Consider the following 19,420-nt stretch of genomic DNA (forward strand, 5'->3'; position numbering starts at 1 on the left):
TTCAGCCCGCCGCTCTTCATGGCGACGATCAGCTCGACCTCGTGATGCAGGTCCTTGGTCAGCGGCGGATAGGGAATGGTGGCGCCATCGGGCACCAGCATGTCGGCGTGCTTGGCGAAGAAGAACGGCGGCGCGCGCTCGTCGTTGCCCATCTCGCGGATGTGCTCGAGATAGTTGCGGCCGACGCACCAGATGCGGCGCACCGGGTAGCGGCCGCTTTCGCCGACGACGGGAAGCGAAGCCTGGGGCGGAAGCGGGATGACGTAGGAGGCGGCGTTCATGAAGCGGTCTCGCTGCTCTTGGGGTGATGAGGAATGCTAAGCGGTTGCGCTGATCGGCGCCAGCCCCAGGGGGCCGGCGTCGTGATGCTGGAGGCGGAAGAACGAGGCGTAGCGGCCGGAGCGGCGCAGCAGCTCGTCGTGCCGGCCCTGCTCGACGATCTCGCCGCCCTCGACCACCAGAATCGCGTCCGCGTGCATGATGGTGTGCAGGCGGTGCGCGATCACGATGGTGGTGCGGTTCTGGCAGAGATGCTCGATCGCCTCCTGCACCTGTTTTTCGGACTCGGAGTCGAGCGCGGCGGTCGCTTCATCAAGCAGGATGATCGGCGCGTTCTTGATCAGCGCGCGCGCGACCGCGATGCGCTGGCGCTGGCCGCCTGAGAGCTGCGTGCCGTGTTCGCCGACCGGCGTGTCGTAGCCGAGCGGGAAGCTCACGATGAAATCATGCGCGCAGGCCGCTTTCGCGGCGTCGATGATCTCGTTCTCGGTTGCGCCGGGCCGGCCGAAGGCGATGTTGTTGCGAATGGTGTCGCGGAACAGATAGACGTCCTGGCCGACATAGGCGGTCTGCGCCCGCAGCGACTTGCGCGAGACTGTCGTGATCGACTGGCCGTCGATCACGACGTCGCCCTGCGTCACCTCGTAGAAGCGCAGCAGCAGCGCCAGCACCGTCGACTTGCCGCCGCCGGAGGGGCCGACCAGCGCGGTGACCTTGCCGGGCTCGGCCGTGAAGCTCATGCGGTTGAGCACGGTCTCCCCGGAGCGATAGGCGAAGCTGACGTCGCGCAGCTCGATCCGCGCATCAGAGAGCTTCAGCGCCGGCTTGTCGTCGTCGGAATGCTCGCTCGCCGGGCTGTCGACGACCTCGAGCAGCATGCGCGCGCCGACGAGCTGGCTGTTGAGGTCGATATTGAGCCGCGCCAGCCGCTTGGCCGGCTCGGTCGCCATCAGGAACGCAGTCATGAAGGTGAAGAACGCGCCGGGCGTGGCGTTGAGCGCGACCACGGCGTAACCGCCATAGAGCAGGCAGCCGGCAACTGCGAAGCCGCCGAGCATTTCCATCAGTGGGTTGGAGCGATTGGCGACGCGGGCCATCTTGTTGGCATTGCGCTCGACGATCGCGATGTTCTCGTCGATGCGGTGCTGCATCGTCTCTTCGAGCGTGAAAGCCTTCACCGTGCGGATGCCCTGCAGCGATTCCTGCATCGTCTCCAGGATGTCGGCGGTGCCGGTGAACTGGTTATAGGCGAGGCCCTTGATGCGCTTGACCAGCTTGCGCAGCACGAGCATCGCCGGCGGCACCGCGACGAGGCCGATGAGCGACATCAGTGGATCCTGCCACACCATCACGCCAATCATGGCGAGCAGCATCAAGAGGTCGCGCCCGATGGCGTTGACCAGCATGTTGAGGACGTCGGTGATCGACTTGGCGCCGGCCGTCAGCCGCGCCAGGAATTCGGACGAATGCCGCTCGGAGAAGAAGCCGACGCTTTCGCGCATCAGCTTGGCGAAGAGCTGCCGCTGGTTGGTGGCGAGGATGGCGTTCGAGATCTTGGTCAGGATCACCATGTGGCCGTAGGTCGCCACGCCCTTGATGAAGAGCAGGATCACGGTGATGCCCGAGAACATCGCGATGCCCGGGATGTTCTTGTCGACATAGGCCTGGTTGATGACCTGGCCGAGGACGTAGGTCGCCGCCGCGGTCGACCCGGCGGCGAGCGCCATCAGCGCGAAGGCGACAAGATAACGCCGCCAGTAGGTGATCCCTTGTTCCATGACCAGGCGGCGAATCAGGATCGCTGCCGCATAGGGATCGTCGGTGATTTTCTTTGGAAACTGGGCCATCCGTAGTCCATTGACGGCGCAGGGAAAAGCCTGCCCGCGCGTCAGGGATCGAATGGCCTCTGTGCCCGCTAAAGCGAGGCTTTTCAAGCCCAATTAAGGACTTGCGCAGGGCTGGATTTAGGAGGGTGGATTTTAGGCCGAGGCGGCGTGGCGGAGCTCGCCGTGGCGCTCGCGGAACAGCTTTTCCTCCCAGGCGAGCGCATGCGCCGCGATGGTCTCGAGGTCCTCGTATTGCGGCTGCCAGTCGAGCAGGCTGCGAATCCGGCTGGTCTCGGCGACCATCGCCATGATGTCGCCGGGCCGGCGCGGCGCATACTGGACCGCGAAGCTGCGCCCCGAGACCCGCCGCACGGCGTCGATGGTCTCGAGCACGGAATAGCCGCGGCCATAGCCGCAGTTCAGGGTCGTCGAGGCGCCGCCGCCGCGCAGGTACGACAGTGCCGAGCGATGCGCCTGCGACAGGTCGCTGACGTGGATGAAGTCGCGGATGCAGCTTCCGTCCTGGGTCGGATAGTCGGTGCCGAACACGTCGATCTTGGCGCGCTGGCCGGTCGCGGCCTCGACCGCGATCTTGAGCAGATGCGTGGCTCCGACGGTGGCAAGGCCGATACGGGCCTGCGGATCGGCGCCGGCGACGTTGAAGTAGCGTAGCACGACATATTGCATGCCGTAGGCGGACGCGACGTCGTGCAGCATGATCTCGGTCATCAGCTTCGACGAGCCATAGGGCGAAAGCGGCCGCGTCGGCGCGTGCTCGGGCACCGGCACCTGGTCCGGATTGCCGTAGACGGCGGCCGTCGAGGAGAAGATGAAGCGGCTGATGCCGCGCTTGACTGCGACGTTGAGCAGATTGCGCGCGGTCATGAAGTTGTTGCGGTAGTAGCCGAGCGGATCGCGCATCGAGTCCGGCACGACGACGGAGCCCGCGAAATGGACGATGCTCTCGATGTTGTGCTGGGCGATCACGCCTTCGAGCAGGTTCTCGTCGCCGGCGTCGCCAATGAACAGCGGCACACCTTCGGGCAGGTAGGCGGAGAAGCCGGTGGAGAGATCGTCGATCACCACGACGTCCTCGCCGGCTTCCGCCAGCGCCAGAACCGTGTGACTTCCGATATAGCCGGCGCCGCCGGTGACTAGCACAGTCATGATCTCACCCGTCTTTCGATCATCCGCCAAAGCTAACGTTTGCGCGGTGAAGAGGGGGTTTCGGCGCGGCTGAACTGGTCACTATGCTTAATGTTGCGTATAGGGGGCTTCCGAAACGGAGCGTGAAGTGGCGAATTTCCCCGGCGATCTCCAGGTGATCGTGCCAAATCTGCACAGGCGCTATTCCGGCGTCACCGCGACCAACCGCATGGTGGCGCCGCGCCTGGCGAAGCTATTGCGCGCGGCGTGGTTCGGCTCGGACGCGCCTGAGGGGATCGCGCGCCTCGGCATTGCCGATTTTCTGAAATTGTGGCGCCGCAAGGCACAGCTAGTCTGGCATGCGCGCCGCAACAACGAGATGATCGCGGGCGTCGTGCTGCGCGCGCTCGGCTGGCCCTTGAGGCTCGTCTTCACCTCGGCCGCGCAGCGCCATCATAGCTGGATCACGCGCTGGCTGATCCGGCGGATGGACGCGATCATCGCGACCAGCGAAATCTCCGCATCGTTCCTGAAAGTGAAGGCAACCGTGATTCCGCACGGCGTCGACACCGACGTCTATGCGCCGCCCAAGGATCGCGCTGCGGCTTTCGCCGAGAGCGGGCTGCCGGGCCGCTACGCCATCGGCTGCTTCGGTCGCGTGCGCGCGCAAAAGGGCACCGACGTCTTCGTCGATGCGATGTGCCGCCTCTTGCCGCGGTATCCGGATTTCACAGCAATCATCGTCGGCCAGGTCACGACCGAGCAGCTTGCGTTCGCGAACGACCTGAAGAAGCGGATCGAAGCCGCCGGCCTGCAATCGCGCATCGTCATCACCGGCGAGTTGCCGATCGAACAGGTGCAGCGCTGGTATCAGCGGCTGACGATCTATGCCTTCACCTCGCGCAACGAAGGATTTGGCCTGACGCTGATCGAGGCGATGGCGGCGGGCAGTGCGCTGGTGGCCGCGCGCGCGGGCGCGGCCGAGCTCGTGGTCAAGGATGGCGTCACCGGCGTGTTGACGCCTCCCGGCGATGTCGATGCGCTCGTCGCGGCGCTCGAGCCGTTGATGCGCGATGTGGCGCTTGCAACAGTGATGGGGCAGCGCGGGCGTGAGCGCGTGCTGGCAGAATTCAGCCTCGATGCCGAGGCGGCGCGGATCGGGGACGTTTATCGTCCGCTGCTCTGAGCCAGCGCTCCGGGCGCAACCAAAATATCGAAAACAACCCCATGCAAAGTAGCCGATGACGGCTGGTGCGATGCCTTGACCGCCGGTGGAAGCCTTGCGGATTTTTCGAAGCCGTTTGACACGTCGGGCAAAACACCTCTAGACGTTCATCATCGCAAAAGTCGTCCACTTGTCGTTCATGGCCCATATGAGACGTCCAAGGCGTGAGTGACGTCCGCCGAGTGTTGCATCTGCACTACAGTATGCAGACAGGATTTCGCCTATCAATCATTGGTTGCCGAGCGCCGGGGCGCTTTGATTGATTGGGGCCTTTTCGATGAAGAAAATTCTGACTGGTGTGATTGGTGCCGTTGCGTTGGCAATCTCGGCTCCGGCCAGCGCGGCGGACCTCGCGGCGCGGCCTTACACCAAAGCGCCGCCCATGATTGCGGCCATCTACGATTGGAGCGGCTTCTACGTCGGACTCAACGGCGGGGGTGGCTCGGCGCATGCGTGCAGGGATGCGATTTCGGATGCAGGGTTTCCGATCGTTCCTGCTATTCGCGAGGGATGCCACAATTCAACCGGCGGCACGGTTGGTGGTCAGGTCGGCTATCGTTGGCAGACGGCCAACTGGGTGTTCGGTATCGAGGGGCAGGGCAACTGGGCCGATTTCTCGGGCGATAACATCGGTCTCTTTACCGGTTTCCGACATCGTACGCGGATCGATGCCTTCGGGTTGATCACGGGGCAGGTGGGCTACGCTTGGAACAATGTGCTACTGTATGCGAAGGGCGGCGCGGCGGTGGTCGGCGACAAGGACGACATCTTGACGGGGCCGGGCGCCGCTGTTCCCGGCACGCTCCTCGCTTCCGCTCGCGAGACTCGCTGGGGCGGCACGGTTGGGGCCGGTCTAGAAGTCGGCTTCGCTCCCAATTGGTCGGTGGGTGTCGAGTACGATCACATCTTCCTGGGACACCGCGATGTTAATTTCACCAACCCCGCGGGAGCTCTCTTCGGGGGCTACCGAATCAGCCAGGACGTCGACATGGGCTTGGTCCGCTTGAACTATCGCTTCGGGGGGCCGGTGGTCGCGAAGTACTGACCTTGCCTTCGCTTTAGTCCTGGAAGGGCCGGCGTTGCGCCGGCCTTTCTATTTTGACTTAGCTCCCCGATGGAGGGCTATCCGCCTACCGCTCGGCACGCGCGCCGGCTTCGGCGAGCACCCGCTGCGCGATCGTCACGACTTCCGACGCTGCGATGTCGCGCATGCAGCGATGGTCGTTCATCCGGCAGATGGTGCTCTGGCAGGGCTGGCAGGACAGCACGCTTTTTTTCTGGACTACGGTCTCGGCGAGGCCGTTGAGCGGCGCCCAGAGATAGGGGTCGGTCGGACCGAAGATGCCCATGGTCGGCGTTCCCAGCGCCGCCGCGATGTGCATCAGGCCTGAGTCATTGGAAATCGCGACGCCTGCGGCCGCCATGGCCAAAACGCCGTTGCGCAAGTTCGTGCCGGTCAGGTCCCGTACGCCCGGTCCGCCCGCCGCGACGATTTCCTGGGCCAGCCCCTTTTCCGCGGGACCGCCGACCACCCAGACCTCCAGACCCTGCTCGACCAGGAGGCGGGCGGCCTCGGGATAGTAAGTCCAGCGCTTGGAGACGCCGACTGAGCCCGGCGCGAGCGCCACGGCTGCTCCCGCGCTGAGGCCATTGGCCTGCCGCCAGCGCGCGATCTCCTCGGCCGGAACCCGCAGCTGCGGCACCGGCCATTCCGGTGGCAGCGGGGCACCGTCGGGCTGGGCGAGGGCGGCGTTCTTGTCGATGAAGCGCGGTAGCCGCTTCTCGCCCCATCGCCAGCGATTGAGCAGGCCGAACCGGAATTCTCCCACGAAGCCGACCCGCTCGGGAATACCCGCCAGCGCCGGCGCGATGGCCGCTTTCCAGGTTCGCGGCAGCACCAGGGCGGTGCCATAGTTCCGCTCGCGCAATAGCTGCGCCAAGCCGAACTGGCGGGCGACGGCGAGCCGGCTGCGGGGCAGGTCCCAGACGATGCCACGACGGACGCCCGGCATGTAATCGACCAGCGGAGCGCACAGGGACGTGGTCAGGAGGTCGACCGGCCGGTTCGGCCAGCGGTCCTTCAGAACGCGCACGACGGTGTGATTCCGGACGAAATCGCCGATCCACATATAGGGAACGATCAGGATCGGGCGCGCGTCGCTCGGGTCCTCAGTTCCGCCAATTTGTGAATTTTGATTCATTTATTGATGAGGCCGGCTGCGCTGATGTGGCGGTTCGGTTACCCGCTCCGAAGCGGAACGTAAAGCCGGGAGGGGACCGGTCCCAAAACTGCTTACACTTTGGCGGATCATGCGCTACGGCAGGATCGGGCCGCACAATCGGGCAGGAAAGTTGGGAATGTTGCTGGTGACCGGCGGGGCCGGTTTTATCGGATCGAATGTCGTCGCCGCGTTGAATGACGCCGGCCGCAGCGACGTCGTGGTCTGTGATCACCTCGGCACCGACGGCAAGTGGCGCAACCTCGCCAAGCGCCAGCTTGCCGACATCGTTCCCCCGGCCGAGCTGCTCGACTGGCTGAAGGGCCGCAAGCTCGACGCCATCATCCATCTCGGCGCCATTTCCGAGACCACCGCCACCGACGGCGATCTCGTGATCGAGACCAATTTCCGCCTGTCGATGCGCCTCCTGGACTGGTGCACGACGAACACGGTGCCGTTCATCTATGCCTCGTCGGCGGCAACCTATGGCGACGGCGCCGAAGGCTTTGATGACGACGCCTCGCTCGCCGCGCTGAAGAAGTTACGGCCGATGAATCTCTACGGCTGGAGCAAGTATCTGTTCGATCTTGCCGTCGCCGAGCGCGTCGCCCGCGGCGAGAAGCTTCCGCCGCAATGGGCCGGCCTGAAATTCTTCAACGTGTTCGGCCCGAACGAGTACCACAAGGGCTCGATGATGAGCGTGCTGGCGCGGCGCTTCGACGACATCAGGGCAGGGCGCATGGTGCAGCTGTTCAAGTCGCATCGCGAGGGCATCGCCGACGGCGATCAGCGCCGCGATTTCATCTATGTCGACGACGTCGTTCGGGTCATCACGTGGCTGGTCGCGACGCCATCGGTGTCCGGCATCTTCAATGTCGGAACCGGCAAGGCGCGCAGCTTCAAGGACCTGATGCTGGCAGCCTATGCGGCGCTCGGCAGCAAGCCGAACATCGAATATGTCGACATGCCCGAGTCGATCCGCGGCAGCTATCAATACTTCACCCAGAGCGAGGTCGATCGTCTCCACGGTGCCGGCTATAACGGCGGCTTCACGACGCTCGAGGATGCGGTGAAGGCCTATGTTGGCGGCTATCTCGACCGGCCCGATCGCTTCCGCTGAGATCCAAGGATCATAGTAAGCACCATGCCGACGCCCATTCTCGATTTCGATGCCCTCGCACAAGACATCGCGCGCCGCACGGTACTGTGTATCGGCGATATCATGCTGGACGAGTTCGTCTATGGCGAGGTGTCGCGCATTTCGCCGGAAGCCCCGGCGCCGGTGATCGCCGCGCAGCGCAGCGAGAGCCATATCGGCGGCGCCGGCAACGTCGCCCGCAACGTGGCATCGCTCGGCGCGCGCTGCATCTTCATCGGTCTCGTCGGCGATGACGACGGTGGCAAGCGGCTCGCGGCTGCGCTTTCCGAGCAGGCCGGCATCGAAAGCGTGCTGGTGTGCGATCCGTCGCGGCCGACCACGCGAAAGGTCCGCTTCGTCTCCGAGCATTTCTCCACCCACATGCTGCGTGCGGATTGGGAGCAGGCGCAGCCTGCCTCCGACGCGGTCGAGGCGAAGCTGATCGAGGCGATTCTGCCGCAGCTTGCGCGCGCCGACGTCGTGCTGCTCTCGGACTACGCCAAGGGCGTCCTGACCGCGCGCGTGATCCGCCACGTGATCGACGCTGCACGAAAACTCGGCAAGCCCGTGATCGTCGATCCCAAGAGCCTCAACTGGGCAATCTATCGCGGTGCCACGCTGCTTACGCCCAATCGCAAGGAGTTTGCGGAAGCCACCCGCAGCCGCGCCGACACCACGCAGAGCATCGTCGATGCCACGGAAGACGTGATGCGGCTTGCCGATTGCGAGGCGATCCTGGTCACGCTGGGCGAGCACGGCATGACGCTGGTGCCGCGTGGCGGCGAGGCGGTTCACGTGCCGGCCTACCCCGTGAAGGTGCGCGACGTCTCCGGCGCCGGCGACACCGTCGCCGCGGCGCTCGCGGTGTCGCTTGCGGCGGGCGCGGACTGGGACACGGCGCTACGCATGGCCAATGCGGCCGCTGCCGTTGCCGTCGGCAAGCAGGGCACGGCGAGCGTGAGCTCGGCCGAGCTGCGGCGAAAGATCCTGCCGCATGCCTATCTCGCGGCCGAGGAGAAGATCGTGCTCGAGGCCGGTGCGCTGGACGCGCAGCTCGCCGAATGGCGCAGACAGGGACAGAGGGTGGGCTTCACCAATGGCTGTTTCGACATCCTGCATCCCGGCCATGTCAAGGTCCTGACGGCGGCGCGGGCGGCCTGCGACCGCCTGATCGTCGGCCTCAACAGCGACGCTTCGGTGCGACGCTTGAAGGGCGCCGACCGCCCGGTCCAGGACGAGCGTGCGCGCGCCGAGGTGCTTGCGGCGCTGGAAGCCGTCGATCTCGTCGTTATCTTCGAGGAGGATACGCCGATCGATCTGATCACGCAGATCAAGCCGAGCGTGCTGGTGAAGGGCGGCGACTACACCCGCGAACAGGTGGTCGGCCACGAAGTGGTCGAGGCCGCGGGCGGAACGGTCGTGCTGGTCGACATCCTCAAGGGCTTCAGCACGACGGCGCTGGTCCATCGCGCACGGAGTGGGAGCAAGTGACGGCGCTCGCGCAGAAGGAATCAACGAGCGCGCTGCTACTGCGGCGCCTGCGCAGTCCGGCGGCCTGGAGCGAGACTGCCGACGTGTTTGCGGTCCTGACCGCGGCCTCGCTGCCCTGGTCGACGTCGCTTGTGGGTATCTTCAATGCCCTGATGCTCGTTTGTATGGTGCCGTTCCTCGATCTCAGGGCATTCCTGCAACACCTGAAGCGTCCGATCTGCGCGGCGCCGATCGCGCTGTTCCTGCTGGCGCTGGTGGGGACGCTGTGGTCGGATGCGGCGTGGGGTGCGCGACTCTATGCGGTCAATCCCACGGTCAAGCTGCTCGTGCTTCCGATCCTGCTCTATCATTTCGAGCGCTCGTCGCGCGGATATTGGGTGTTCACCGCCTTCCTCGTCTCCTGCGCATTACTGGCGGCCGCATCCTGGCTGGTCGCCTTCTATCCGAGCCTGACGATCAAGCCGGGCGGCATCGAGCGCGGCATCATCGTCAAGAATCATATCGACCAGGGCCAGGAATTCACGGTGTGCGCGGTCGCGCTCGCCTATCCGGTCGTGATGCTGCTGCGGGAGAAACGGTACTGGCTCGCCGGGCTGCTCACTGCGCTTGCGTTCAGCTTCCTCGCCAACATGGCCTTCGTGGTGGTATCGCGCACCGCGCTGGTCACGGTTCCGATCATGTTCGCGGTGTTCGCGCTGCTTCATCTGAGGTGGCGCAGCATCCTGATCATCACCGCGGGCCTCGTTGTCGCCGCGCTGGTCGCCTGGCAGGCCTCGCCGTACCTGCGCAGCACGGCCGACACATTTTCGAGCGACTATCAACTCTACAGGGAGAGGGGGGCGGCGACCTCGATGGGCCTGCGGCTCGAATTCTGGCGGAAATCCCTCGGCTTCTTCGCTGAGGCACCCATCAGGGGCCATGGTACCGGCGCGACGCGCGGACTGTTCGAACAGGTCGCGATCGGAGGCATCACCCAGGCTTCCGGCGAGGTGGTCGGCAATCCGCATAACCAGACGCTGAACGTCGCCGTGCAGTGGGGTGTCATTGGTATTGTCGTTCTCTACGCGACCTGGATTCTCCATCTTCTCCTGTTTCGCGGCGATGGACTGGTCAATTGGATCGGACTATTGGTCGTGGTGCAGAACATCTTCACCTCGCTGTTCAACTCCCATCTGTTCGACTTCCACGAGGGCTGGATGTACGTCCTCGGCGTCGGCGTTGCCGGCGGCATGGTCTTGGGAGCGCGGCGCGACGCGCCGAAAGTGGGAGATGCCGGTTCCTGAGCCGCCGCGCTGCTGGCAAGTCTTACGCTGGCAAGTCTCGCTGATATGGGCTATCAGCGCGGTCAGGTTGCACCAAACTGGATATTCATCGGCCGGCGGATGACGCGTCTTTCGCATCTCACCTTGCGCAAACTCCTCATCGCGCTCCACGACCTCTTGGCGACCGCGGCGGCGCTGTTCGTCGCTTTTTACCTGCGGTTCGAGGGCCACGAGGGCTTTTTCCACCGCCTGCCGCTGCTATTCCAGATCCTGCCCTACTTCCTCGCCTTCAGCGTGGTCGTATTCTTCATCTTCAACCTGACCGACACCAAGTGGCGTTTCATCTCGCTGCCCGACGCGCTGAACATCATCCGCGTCGCGACCGTGCTGACGGTGGCACTATTGGTCCTCGACTATATCTTCGTCGCCCCGAACGTCCGCGGCGCCTTTTTTCTCGGTAAGGTGACGATCGTCCTCTACTGGTTTCTTGAAATTTCCTTCCTCAGCGCATCGCGCCTGGCCTATCGCTATTTCCGCTATACCCGCGTGCGCCGCCACGCCCGGAACGACGATGCCGCGCCGACGCTTCTGATCGGCCGCGCCGCCGATGCCGAGGTGCTCCTGCGCGGCATCGAGAGCGGTGCCATCAAGCGCCTCTGGCCGGTCGGCGTGCTGTCGCCATCGCGCGCGGACCGCGGCCAGACCATCCGCAACGTGCCGGTGCTGGGCGGCCTTGACGACCTCGAGGACATCAACAACGACTTCGCCAAGCGCAACAAGGCGATCGCCCGCGTCATCATGACGCCGTCCGCCTTCGAGCCCGAGTCTCATCCGGAATCGACCCTGATGCGGGCGCGCAAGCTCGGCATGATCGTCAACCGCATGCCCTCGCTCGAAAGCGGCGACACGCCGCGGCTCACCGCGGTTGCGGTCGAGGACCTGCTGTTGCGGCCCAGCGAGAAGATCGACTATGCGCGGCTGGAAGCCCTCATCGCGGGCAAGGCGGCGATCGTCACCGGCGGCGGCGGCTCGATCGGTGCCGAAATCTGCGAGCGCCTCGTGGCCTTCGGTGCCGCGCGTCTTCTCATCATCGAGAACTCCGAGCCGGCGCTCTATGCGGTCACGGAAGCGCTCGCGGTGCATGGTGCCATGGCGACGATCGAAGGCCGGATCGCCGACATCCGCGACCGCGAGCGCATCATGCGGGTGATGGCCGAGTTCAAGCCGGACATCGTGTTCCACGCCGCTGCGCTCAAGCACGTGCCGATCCTCGAGCGCGACTGGAGCGAGGGGGTCAAGACCAACATCTTCGGTTCGATCAACGTGGCCGACGCCGCGCTGGCCGCCGGTGCCGACGCGATGGTGATGATCTCGACCGACAAGGCGATCGAGCCGGTGTCGATGCTCGGCCTGACCAAGCGCTTCGCGGAGATGTATTGCCAGGCGCTCGATCACGACCTCGCGGTCGCGGCCGGCGGCGGCAAGNGCCGCCGATGCGGCTGATCTCGGTCCGGTTCGGCAACGTGCTGGCGTCGAACGGCTCGGTGGTGCCGAAGTTCAAGGCCCAGATCGAGGCCGGTGGCCCGGTGACGGTCACCCATCCCGACATGGTCCGCTACTTCATGACCATCCGCGAGGCCTGCGATCTCGTCGTCACGGCGGCGACGCACGCGCTCGGCACGCAGCGTTCGAACGTGTCGGTCTACGTGCTCAACATGGGCCAGCCGGTCAAGATCGTCGATCTGGCCGAGCGGATGATCCGCCTGTCCGGGCTCCAGCCCGGCCACGACATCGAGATCGTGTTCTCGGGGATGCGGCCGGGCGAGCGCCTGCACGAGATCCTGTTCGCCTCCGAGGAGCCGACGGCCGAGATCGGTATCGCCGGCATCATGGCCGCGCAGCCGAACGAGCCGCCGATGCAGACCCTGCGCAAATGGATCACGGCACTCGAGCAGGCGATCGCGCGCGATGATCGGGCCACCATCCGGACTATCTTGAAGGATGCGGTGCCGGAATTCGGCTCGACTGCCGCCTGACGTCCCTCAGGATGCCCGAGGATGGGAGAAGCGCCGCAGCACGACGCCGATCGCGATCGCTCCGGCCACGAGCGCAAGCGCTGTGATCGTGCTCGACCCGGTGCGGACCGTGACGATAGCGAGCAGCGCGAGCACGAGGTTGAGCGCGAACACCTTGCCGATCACCTGCGGGACCTTGAAGCCATTGTCGGTGGCGCGCTGATAGAAATGCGTGCGATGCGCCGACCAGAACGGCTCGCGCCGTGCGATGCGCCGGAACAGCGTGATGGTGGAATCCGCGAGATAGTAGCCGGGCAGCAGCAGCGCCGCGGCGATCTGGCCGCGCCAGGCGAGCTCCAGCAGGCACCAACCGAGCAATAGGCCGATCGGCAAGCTGCCGACATCGCCCAGGAAGACCTTGGCGACCGGGCGATTGAAGGGCGCAAAGCCGAGCATGGCGCCGCAAAGGGCCGTCGCGAGCAGTCCGGTGGACGGTGAGAGGTCGCCAAACCATCCAAGCAGCCCGAGCGCAGCCGTCGTCGGCACCACTTCGGACACCGTCATCAGGTCGAGACCGTCCATGAAGTTGACGAGGTTCACGAACCAGACGCCGGCGATGACGATGAGGACGCGTTCAAAGCCAAGCGGAAGGGCGGGCACGATGCGCAGCGTCTCCGGTGCCGAGAACACGATGGTGATCACGGCTGCTGCCTGCAACAACAGCCGTACGACGACCGGCAGAGGCTTGATGTCATCGACAAGCCCGACCAGCGCGACCAGCACGGTGGCGCCGATCAGGGGTAATGGAATCGCGGCATAGGTCCAGGTGGCCCAGAGCGTGGCGACCAGCAGAGTGGCTGCGACGACCGCGATACCCGCGCCCTGCGGCGTCGGGATCCGATGCGAGGAGCGTGCGTTTGGCCGGGCCAGTGCGTAGCGCTGCAGCAGTGGCATGCTCCGCCAGGTGATACAGGCAGACAGCAGTGCGGCCAGTACCAGCCCCACCGCAATTTCCGGACCGGAGACGAACGTCGTCACTCCGGCACCTCGATCGGGGCCGATCCTTGCGCGGCCTTCTCCGCGCTGAAGATCCAGACCAGGCCACCGAACGCGCCGACGATGAAGAAGACGGCGCCGAACAGCAGCGAGACGTTGACGCCCTCATTGGCGGCAAGGCCGGCGAAGCCGAAAGCCAGACCCATGGTCGCCTCGCGCACGCCCCAGCCGGCGATCGAGATCGGCATCAACGTGATCAGCATGACCGGCGGAATGAGCAGGAAGACCTGGCCGAAACTCACCGGCGCGGCGATCGACTGCACCACGCACCAGGCGATCACGACCGCCAGCACGTGAATGACAATCGACAGGATTGCGACCAGCGGTCCACGCCTGCGGTTGAAGATCACGCGATTTGCGATCACGGCGCAGGCATGGATGTGATGGGTGGCCCACCAGGTCTTGAGCCACGACCATTTCAGCGCACCGAAGATCAGAAAGCCGATCCCGCCGGCAAGCGCGGCCAGGTCGAGCAGCAGCAGCGCCGAGCGCCCATTCGGATCGGTGATGAGATTGTAGCTCCACGGCAGGCTCGCGACGATGAGAATCGCAAGCGCAACCAGTCCGATCGCGCGGTCGACGAAAATCGAGTAGGTCGCCGCGCGCCAGCCGGCGCCGGCACGTGCGACGAGCCAGAGCCGGACCGCATCGCCGCCGATCGCGGAGGGCAGGGTCTGGTTGAAGAATGCGCCGATCACGTTGTAGCGCATGGCCCGGCCGAGCTCGAGCGGCGCGCCGCACGCGGCGCTGATCTCGCGCCAGCGCAGCACGCCGATGAAGATCTGCAGGAACGTGACCGCGATCGCCATGCCGATCCAGAACAGGCTGGTCACGGTGAAGCGCGAAATCAGCTCGGACGGGTTGATCTTGCGCAGCGCCAGATAGAGAAGCGCGGCGGAGATCAGGATTTTGATCGTCGACAGCAGGATTCGGCGCATCTCGCCCGCATGAACAGGGTTTGCGATGATTGAGGTCACCCGACGCGAGGCGCCGAATTTGGCCGCTTTGGTATGGTTTTGGCGCCAATCTTGCAATAGCCCTGATGAAAGAGCCCTGATGAAAGAGCCCTGATCAAAGAGCTCTGATGAAAGAGCTCTGATGAGAGGGCCCGGATCGGAGCGTCGGGGCTATTGCGACCCCCTCGACGCAGCGGCTAAAGAAGCGCCCGGCGTGGGCGCGGCGAAGCACGCTTTGGGAACTGGATGACGGCTCAGGCAACCTTGGTCACTTGTGCCGCCGGTTTGATCAGGTCGTCCGGCAGCTCGAAGGCTGTCGTCATCTCGTCGGCGCGTCGTCATCCTGCGTTTATGGCGCCGCGGCTAAACTGGTTTGCCGTGCAGAGCGCGCGCCTGCGCGTCTTGACCAAATCCGGCTGGTGGGGACGGCCTGACATGGTCATGTTTCCGTTTGTGAATGGGATCATTGCGGGCAGACCGATCCGGCTCTTTAACCATGGCAGAATGCCCCGCGACCTCACTCATGACCTCACTTATGTTGAGGACGTAACCCGTGTAGTATCCAAACTCACGGATCGGTGCCTGCGGATGATCCGGCTGCCGCAAATGCGCCGTCTCGCGTTGACAGTGTCCGCATCACCGACCGGAGGATCTGATGCATGCCGTCCGTCTTCCGGAGTGCGAGCTGGGTCGAACGGCGATGAAGGATCTGCTGCCGATGCAGCCGAAGGACGTGCTCGAGACATTCGCCGATATCGGGGACTTGATGCGCGACACCGGATTCGTCCAGTCGAATCCGATCGAGCAAGGGGTCCGCAACTGTGTCGCCTGCTATCGCGACTACTTCAAGGTTTGAGATGACGATGGACAAACGCATTATTCCCCTGATCATGTGTGGTGGCGCCGGGACCCGGCTGTGGCCGGCCTCGCGCGAGGTGCGCCCCAAACAGTTCCTGCCGCTGTTCGGCACCCGCTCGACCTTCCAGGACACGCTGATGCGCGTTTCGGATGAAACGCTGTTCGATCGTCCGATCGTCATCACCAATGCGTCCTACCGCTTCATGGTGCTGGAGCAACTCGCCGAGATCGGGATCGAAGCGGACGTGATTCTCGAGCCGATGCGGCGGGACTCCGGGCCGGCGATCGCCGCCGGTGCCGTCTTTGCGCAGAGCCGCGACAATGACGCGATCGTCCTCGCGCTCGCCGCCGACCATGTGGTGCAGGACAATCCCGCCTTCGTCGCTGCGTGCCGTGAAGGTCTCGCTGCGGCCCAGACCGGCCACATCGTCACCTTCGGCGTCAAGCCGGAGCGGCCGGCGACTGAATACGGCTATATCAGCCCGGGCGAGGCGATCTCCGGGGAGGTGCACGCGGTTGCAAAGTTCGTCGAGAAGCCGGACGCCGTGAAAGCGGCTGATTACGTCAACTCGCGCTATCTCTGGAACAGCGGCAACTTCATGTTCCCGGCCGCCGTGCTGCTCGACGAATATCGCAAAATCGACGCGACGAGCGTGCAGGCGGTTTCCGATGCCGTCGCCAATGCCGGCCGCGATCTCGGCTTCGTGACGCTCGAGCAGGCGGCGTTCGGCTCGGTGAAGGCAATCTCGATCGACTACGCCGTGATGGAAAAGACCGCGCGCGCCGCGGTGGTGCCGGTGTCCTGCGGCTGGTCCGACGTCGGCTCCTGGCACGCAGTGTGGGAGCTGTCGAAGAAGGACGCGCAGGGCAATGCCGCGCACGGCACCGTCGCGTTCGAGGATTCCCGCAATTGCAACGTCACGACCGATTCAGCGCTGGTCGCGCTCGAAGGCGTCGACGATCTCGTCGTGGTGGCGACGGCGGATGCGGTCCTGGTCTCGCGCCAGAAGGACGCCAATGGCCTCAAGCGCCTCGTGACCAAGCTCAAGACGATCGCGCCGAAGGTCACCGAGGAGCATCTCAAGGTGCATCGGCCCTGGGGCAGCTATCAGTCCGTCGACAATGGCGAGCGCCATCAGGTCAAGCGCATCGTGGTCAAGCCGGGCGGGCGGCTGTCGCTCCAGAAGCACCATCATCGTGCCGAGCACTGGATCGTGGTCCGCGGCGCGGCCCGGGTGACCGTCAACGAAATGGTGAAGACGGTGCACGAGAACGAGTCGATCTATATCCCGATGGGCGCCGTTCACCGGCTGGAAAATCCCGGCAAAATCATGCTGGAACTGATCGAGGTCCAGACCGGCTCCTATCTCGGGGAAGACGATATCATTCGGATTGAAGACGACTATCAAAGGTCGTAACAGCAAACTCCGAATCACGTGATCCGGGCCGTAAAGGCGGTATCTTTGGCGGCTAAGGCCCGGGGAACGTGTAACTTTTTGAATCAAATCGTGTCCGGATCGCTATCTCGGCGTTCGCCACAAATGTGGCGCCCGTGCTAGGAGAGGCGCCGGGGATTTGCATTGAATCGGGGTTCGTTCAGATGAGTTCCAAAAGCTCTGCACCGGCGAAAGCCGGCTTGCGCGTCGGTGTGATTGGCGCGGGCGTGATGGGCAGCAACCATGCACGCGTGCTCGCCGGTCTTCCCGGCGTCAGCCTGGTCGGCGTCGTCGATCCGTCGCCGACGCACCGCACGCGCGCGACCGAGCTTGCCAATTGCAACAGCTTCGAGACGCTCGACCAGCTGATTGCCGAGGGCGTCGATGCCGTCACCGTGGCGGCGCCGACCCATCTCCATCACCAGATCGCGCTCGCCTGCATCGCCCAGAAGATCAACGTGCTGGTCGAGAAGCCGATCGCATCGACGGTGGAGGAGGGGCGCGAGATCGTCGCCGCCGCGCAAAAGGCCGGCGTCACGCTGATGGTCGGTCACGTCGAGCGCTTCAATCCGGCCGTGGCCGCGGTCAAGCAGGCGATCGCGGGCGAGGACATCCTGTCGATCGCGATCACGCGCGTCGGACCGTTCCCGCCGCGCATGTCCAATGTCGGCGTCGTCATCGATCTCGCCGTGCACGACATCGACCTGATCCGCTGGTTCACCGAGTCCGACATCGTCGAGGTGCAGCCGCAATTGTCGAGCGCGGTCGCCGAGCGCGAAGACATCGCGCTCTTGCAGTTCCGCACCGCCTCCGGCGTGCTCGCCCACATCAACACCAACTGGCTGACGCCGTTCAAGGCGCGCAGCGTCACGGTCGCGACCCGCGGCAAATACGTCATGGGCGACCTGTTGACGCGCCAGGTCACCGAGTGCTTCGGCTTCAAGCCGGACGGCAGCTATTCGATGCGGCATCTGCCCGTCGGCCATGACGAGCCGCTGCGCGCCGAGCTGATTGCGTTCCTCAACGCCGTCCGCCACGGCGAGACGCCGGCGGTAACCGGCGATGAGGGCGTCGCCAGCCTCGAAATCGCCACGCAGTGCCTGGAAACGCCGTCGCGGCCCGCAGCCGCCTCGCCCGCCCGCAAGGGGCCGAGGGCCGTCGCCGGCTGATCTCCTCTGATACGTCGACCGTTCAAAACTTGCAGGAAAATCGGCAAGCCGTCATGAACCAGCATCTGCGTTCCGATCCCATTCCCTTCATCGACATCGTCGCGCAGCGCCGCCGGCTCGGCTCTGCCATCGACGAAGCGGTTGGCCGCGTTCTCACCCATTGCCAGTTCGTCAATGGACCCGAGGTCACCGAGCTCGAGGCGCAGCTTGCGGCTTACTGCGGCGCCAAGCATGTCGTGACCTGCTCCAGCGGCACCGATGCGATCCTGATGGTGCTGATGGCGAAGAATGTCGGACCCGGCGATGCCGTCCTGTGCCCGTCGTTCACCTTCATCGCAACCGCTTCGCCCGCGGCGCGGACCGGCGCCACGCCGATCTACGTCGATGTCGACGAAGCGACCTTCAACATGAGCCCCGAGTCGCTGAAGCGCGGCATCGCGACCGCCCGGAAGGCTGGCTTGAGGCCTGTCGCGGTCATTCCGGTCGATCTGTTCGGCCAGCCCGCCGACCACGATGCCATCGCCGAGATCGCGAAGGCCGAGGGCCTGTTCGTGCTCGATGATGCCGCACAGGGGTTTGGCGCAAGCTACAAGGGCCGCAAGCTCGGCGCGCTGGCAGACGCGACCACGACCAGCTTCTTCCCGGCCAAGCCGCTCGGCTGTTTCGGCGACGGCGGCGCGATCTTCACCGATGACGACGAGCTCGCCGCCACGCTGCGCAGCATCCGCGTGCACGGGCAGGGCGTGGACAAATACGACAACGTCCGCCTCGGCCTGACTGGCCGGCTCGACACCATGCAGGCCGCGATCCTGATCGAGAAGCTGAAGATTTTCGATGACGAGATCGCCGCCCGCAACAAGGTCGCGGAACGCTACGCGCGCGGGCTCAGCAATTTGGTCACCGTACCGCGGCTCGCCCCCGGCTGCACCTCGATCTGGGCGCAATACACCATCCGCCTGCCCAAGGGCACCGACCGCGACGGCTTTGCCGCCGCGCTGAAGGCCCAGGGCGTGCCGACCGCGATCTATTACGGGAAGTCGATGCACCAGCAGACCGCCTACAAGCAGTATCCGGTCGCAGAGGGCGGGCTGCCGGGCTGCGAGAGCCTGTCGGAGGACGTCATCAGCCTGCCGATGCACGCCTATCTCGACGAGGCCGCCCAGGAGCGAATCATCGCCGCGGTGCGCGGCGCGCTTTCAACCTGATTTCGCCGTTGTTTCTTCACCCCTCCCGCCTGCGGGAGAGGTCGGATCGCGTAAGCGATCCGGGTGAGGGCTCTCTCCTCTCGGGGGGGCTCGCTCGCGGAGACACCCTCTCCCCGGCCCTCCCCCGCAAGCGGGGGAG

General features: G+C 64.9%; 16 protein-coding genes and 1 pseudogene. 11 read left to right on the top strand and 6 right to left on the bottom strand.

The window, feature by feature from the left end:
• The 3 genes from AXW67_RS43660 to galE all read right to left on the bottom strand — a co-directional run.
• Positions 1-281, bottom strand: a 281-nt coding sequence (locus tag AXW67_RS43660) for a fumarylacetoacetate hydrolase family protein (RefSeq protein ID WP_245315378.1), incomplete at its 3' end; no start/stop codon positions are given.
• A 36-nt stretch (positions 282-317) separates the two neighbouring features.
• Positions 318-2,126, bottom strand: a complete 1,809-nt coding sequence (locus tag AXW67_RS02495; RefSeq protein ID WP_063676352.1) for an ABC transporter ATP-binding protein — start codon at positions 2,124-2,126, stop codon at positions 318-320.
• A 132-nt stretch (positions 2,127-2,258) separates the two neighbouring features.
• Entirely contained in the window at positions 2,259-3,272 is a 1,014-nt protein-coding gene (gene galE / locus AXW67_RS02500; protein ID WP_063676390.1) for a UDP-glucose 4-epimerase GalE, read from the bottom strand.
• A 127-nt stretch (positions 3,273-3,399) separates the two neighbouring features.
• Here galE and AXW67_RS02505 point away from each other — a divergent pair, with 127 nt between their 5' ends.
• Together AXW67_RS02505 and AXW67_RS02510 are read left to right on the top strand one after the other, a co-directional pair.
• Positions 3,400-4,437, top strand: coding sequence for a glycosyltransferase family 4 protein (locus AXW67_RS02505; protein WP_063676353.1), 1,038 nt, complete (start codon positions 3,400-3,402; stop codon positions 4,435-4,437).
• 316 nt (positions 4,438-4,753) lie between these two features.
• Positions 4,754-5,521: an outer membrane protein gene (locus AXW67_RS02510; RefSeq protein WP_063676354.1), complete on the top strand. Its 768-nt coding sequence runs from the start codon at positions 4,754-4,756 to the stop codon at positions 5,519-5,521.
• A gap of 85 nt (positions 5,522-5,606) precedes the next feature.
• On the opposite strand, the gene waaF is transcribed toward AXW67_RS02510, so the two are convergent.
• Complete coding sequence (gene waaF, locus AXW67_RS02515; RefSeq protein ID WP_063676356.1) at positions 5,607-6,677, bottom strand: lipopolysaccharide heptosyltransferase II; 1,071 nt, start codon at positions 6,675-6,677, stop codon at positions 5,607-5,609.
• 157 nt (positions 6,678-6,834) lie between these two features.
• Here waaF and rfaD point away from each other — a divergent pair, with 157 nt between their 5' ends.
• The 5 genes and pseudogenes from rfaD to AXW67_RS43665 form a co-directional block, all read left to right on the top strand.
• A complete protein-coding gene (gene rfaD, locus AXW67_RS02520; protein WP_063676357.1) occupies positions 6,835-7,815 on the top strand; it encodes an ADP-glyceromanno-heptose 6-epimerase in 981 nt (326 codons plus the stop codon).
• A 24-nt stretch (positions 7,816-7,839) separates the two neighbouring features.
• Complete coding sequence (gene rfaE1, locus AXW67_RS02525) at positions 7,840-9,324, top strand: D-glycero-beta-D-manno-heptose-7-phosphate kinase (protein WP_063676359.1); 1,485 nt, start codon at positions 7,840-7,842, stop codon at positions 9,322-9,324.
• Positions 9,321-10,607 carry an O-antigen ligase family protein gene (locus AXW67_RS02530; RefSeq protein ID WP_063676361.1) on the top strand — a complete coding sequence of 429 codons (1,287 nt, stop codon included), beginning with the start codon at positions 9,321-9,323 and terminating at the stop codon, positions 10,605-10,607. Before rfaE1 ends, AXW67_RS02530 begins: the two co-directional genes overlap by 4 nt.
• Positions 10,608-10,706: 99 nt before the next feature.
• Positions 10,707-12,071 (top strand): SDR family NAD(P)-dependent oxidoreductase (locus tag AXW67_RS02535; protein ID WP_430648694.1); only part of this gene is annotated, 1,365 nt, incomplete at its 3' end.
• Position 12,072: 1 nt separating this feature from the next.
• A pseudogene (locus tag AXW67_RS43665) lies at positions 12,073-12,622 on the top strand (polysaccharide biosynthesis protein); the annotation flags it as partial.
• A 6-nt stretch (positions 12,623-12,628) separates the two neighbouring features.
• Here the strand turns inward: AXW67_RS43665 and AXW67_RS02540 are convergent.
• Together AXW67_RS02540 and AXW67_RS02545 are read right to left on the bottom strand one after the other, a co-directional pair.
• On the bottom strand, positions 12,629-13,639 hold the full coding sequence (locus AXW67_RS02540) for an MraY family glycosyltransferase (protein ID WP_027554761.1): 1,011 nt from the start codon (positions 13,637-13,639) through the stop codon (positions 12,629-12,631).
• Complete coding sequence (locus tag AXW67_RS02545) at positions 13,636-14,595, bottom strand: lysylphosphatidylglycerol synthase transmembrane domain-containing protein (RefSeq protein ID WP_063676391.1); 960 nt, start codon at positions 14,593-14,595, stop codon at positions 13,636-13,638. Before AXW67_RS02545 ends, AXW67_RS02540 begins: the two co-directional genes overlap by 4 nt.
• Before the next feature lie 673 nt (positions 14,596-15,268).
• Here AXW67_RS02545 and AXW67_RS43670 point away from each other — a divergent pair.
• From AXW67_RS43670 to AXW67_RS02560, 4 genes are all read left to right on the top strand, one after another.
• Complete coding sequence (locus AXW67_RS43670) at positions 15,269-15,469, top strand: hypothetical protein (protein ID WP_245315383.1); 201 nt, start codon at positions 15,269-15,271, stop codon at positions 15,467-15,469.
• Between the two features lie 7 nt (positions 15,470-15,476).
• Positions 15,477-16,889 carry a mannose-1-phosphate guanylyltransferase/mannose-6-phosphate isomerase gene (locus AXW67_RS02550; RefSeq protein WP_063676392.1) on the top strand — a complete coding sequence of 471 codons (1,413 nt, stop codon included), beginning with the start codon at positions 15,477-15,479 and terminating at the stop codon, positions 16,887-16,889.
• 182 nt (positions 16,890-17,071) lie between these two features.
• On the top strand, positions 17,072-18,076 hold the full coding sequence (locus AXW67_RS02555; RefSeq protein WP_063676363.1) for a Gfo/Idh/MocA family protein: 1,005 nt from the start codon (positions 17,072-17,074) through the stop codon (positions 18,074-18,076).
• Positions 18,077-18,129: 53 nt separating this feature from the next.
• A complete protein-coding gene (locus tag AXW67_RS02560; protein WP_063676393.1) occupies positions 18,130-19,281 on the top strand; it encodes a DegT/DnrJ/EryC1/StrS family aminotransferase in 1,152 nt (383 codons plus the stop codon).
• Positions 19,282-19,420 lie beyond the last annotated feature (139 nt).

Origin of the sequence: Bradyrhizobium neotropicale, assembly GCF_001641695.1 — a bacterium.
Classification (GTDB): domain Bacteria; phylum Pseudomonadota; class Alphaproteobacteria; order Rhizobiales; family Xanthobacteraceae; genus Bradyrhizobium; species Bradyrhizobium neotropicale.

What these genes read in the sequence shown, in the direction of transcription:
- AXW67_RS02555 (WP_063676363.1), top strand. Translation starts at nt 17,072, where the DNA reads ATGAGTTCCAAAAGCTCTGCACCGGCGAAAGCCGGCTTGCGCGTCGGT.
- AXW67_RS02510 (WP_063676354.1), top strand. Translation starts at nt 4,754, where the DNA reads ATGAAGAAAATTCTGACTGGTGTGATTGGTGCCGTTGCGTTGGCAATC.
- AXW67_RS02560 (WP_063676393.1), top strand. Translation starts at nt 18,130, where the DNA reads ATGAACCAGCATCTGCGTTCCGATCCCATTCCCTTCATCGACATCGTC.
- rfaE1 (WP_063676359.1), top strand. Translation starts at nt 7,840, where the DNA reads ATGCCGACGCCCATTCTCGATTTCGATGCCCTCGCACAAGACATCGCG.
- waaF (WP_063676356.1), bottom strand. Translation starts at nt 6,677, where the DNA reads ATGAATCAAAATTCACAAATTGGCGGAACTGAGGACCCGAGCGACGCG.
- galE (WP_063676390.1), bottom strand. Translation starts at nt 3,272, where the DNA reads ATGACTGTGCTAGTCACCGGCGGCGCCGGCTATATCGGAAGTCACACG.
- AXW67_RS02550 (WP_063676392.1), top strand. Translation starts at nt 15,477, where the DNA reads ATGGACAAACGCATTATTCCCCTGATCATGTGTGGTGGCGCCGGGACC.
- AXW67_RS02545 (WP_063676391.1), bottom strand. Translation starts at nt 14,595, where the DNA reads ATGCGCCGAATCCTGCTGTCGACGATCAAAATCCTGATCTCCGCCGCG.
- AXW67_RS43670 (WP_245315383.1), top strand. Translation starts at nt 15,269, where the DNA reads ATGCATGCCGTCCGTCTTCCGGAGTGCGAGCTGGGTCGAACGGCGATG.
- rfaD (WP_063676357.1), top strand. Translation starts at nt 6,835, where the DNA reads ATGTTGCTGGTGACCGGCGGGGCCGGTTTTATCGGATCGAATGTCGTC.
- AXW67_RS02495 (WP_063676352.1), bottom strand. Translation starts at nt 2,126, where the DNA reads ATGGCCCAGTTTCCAAAGAAAATCACCGACGATCCCTATGCGGCAGCG.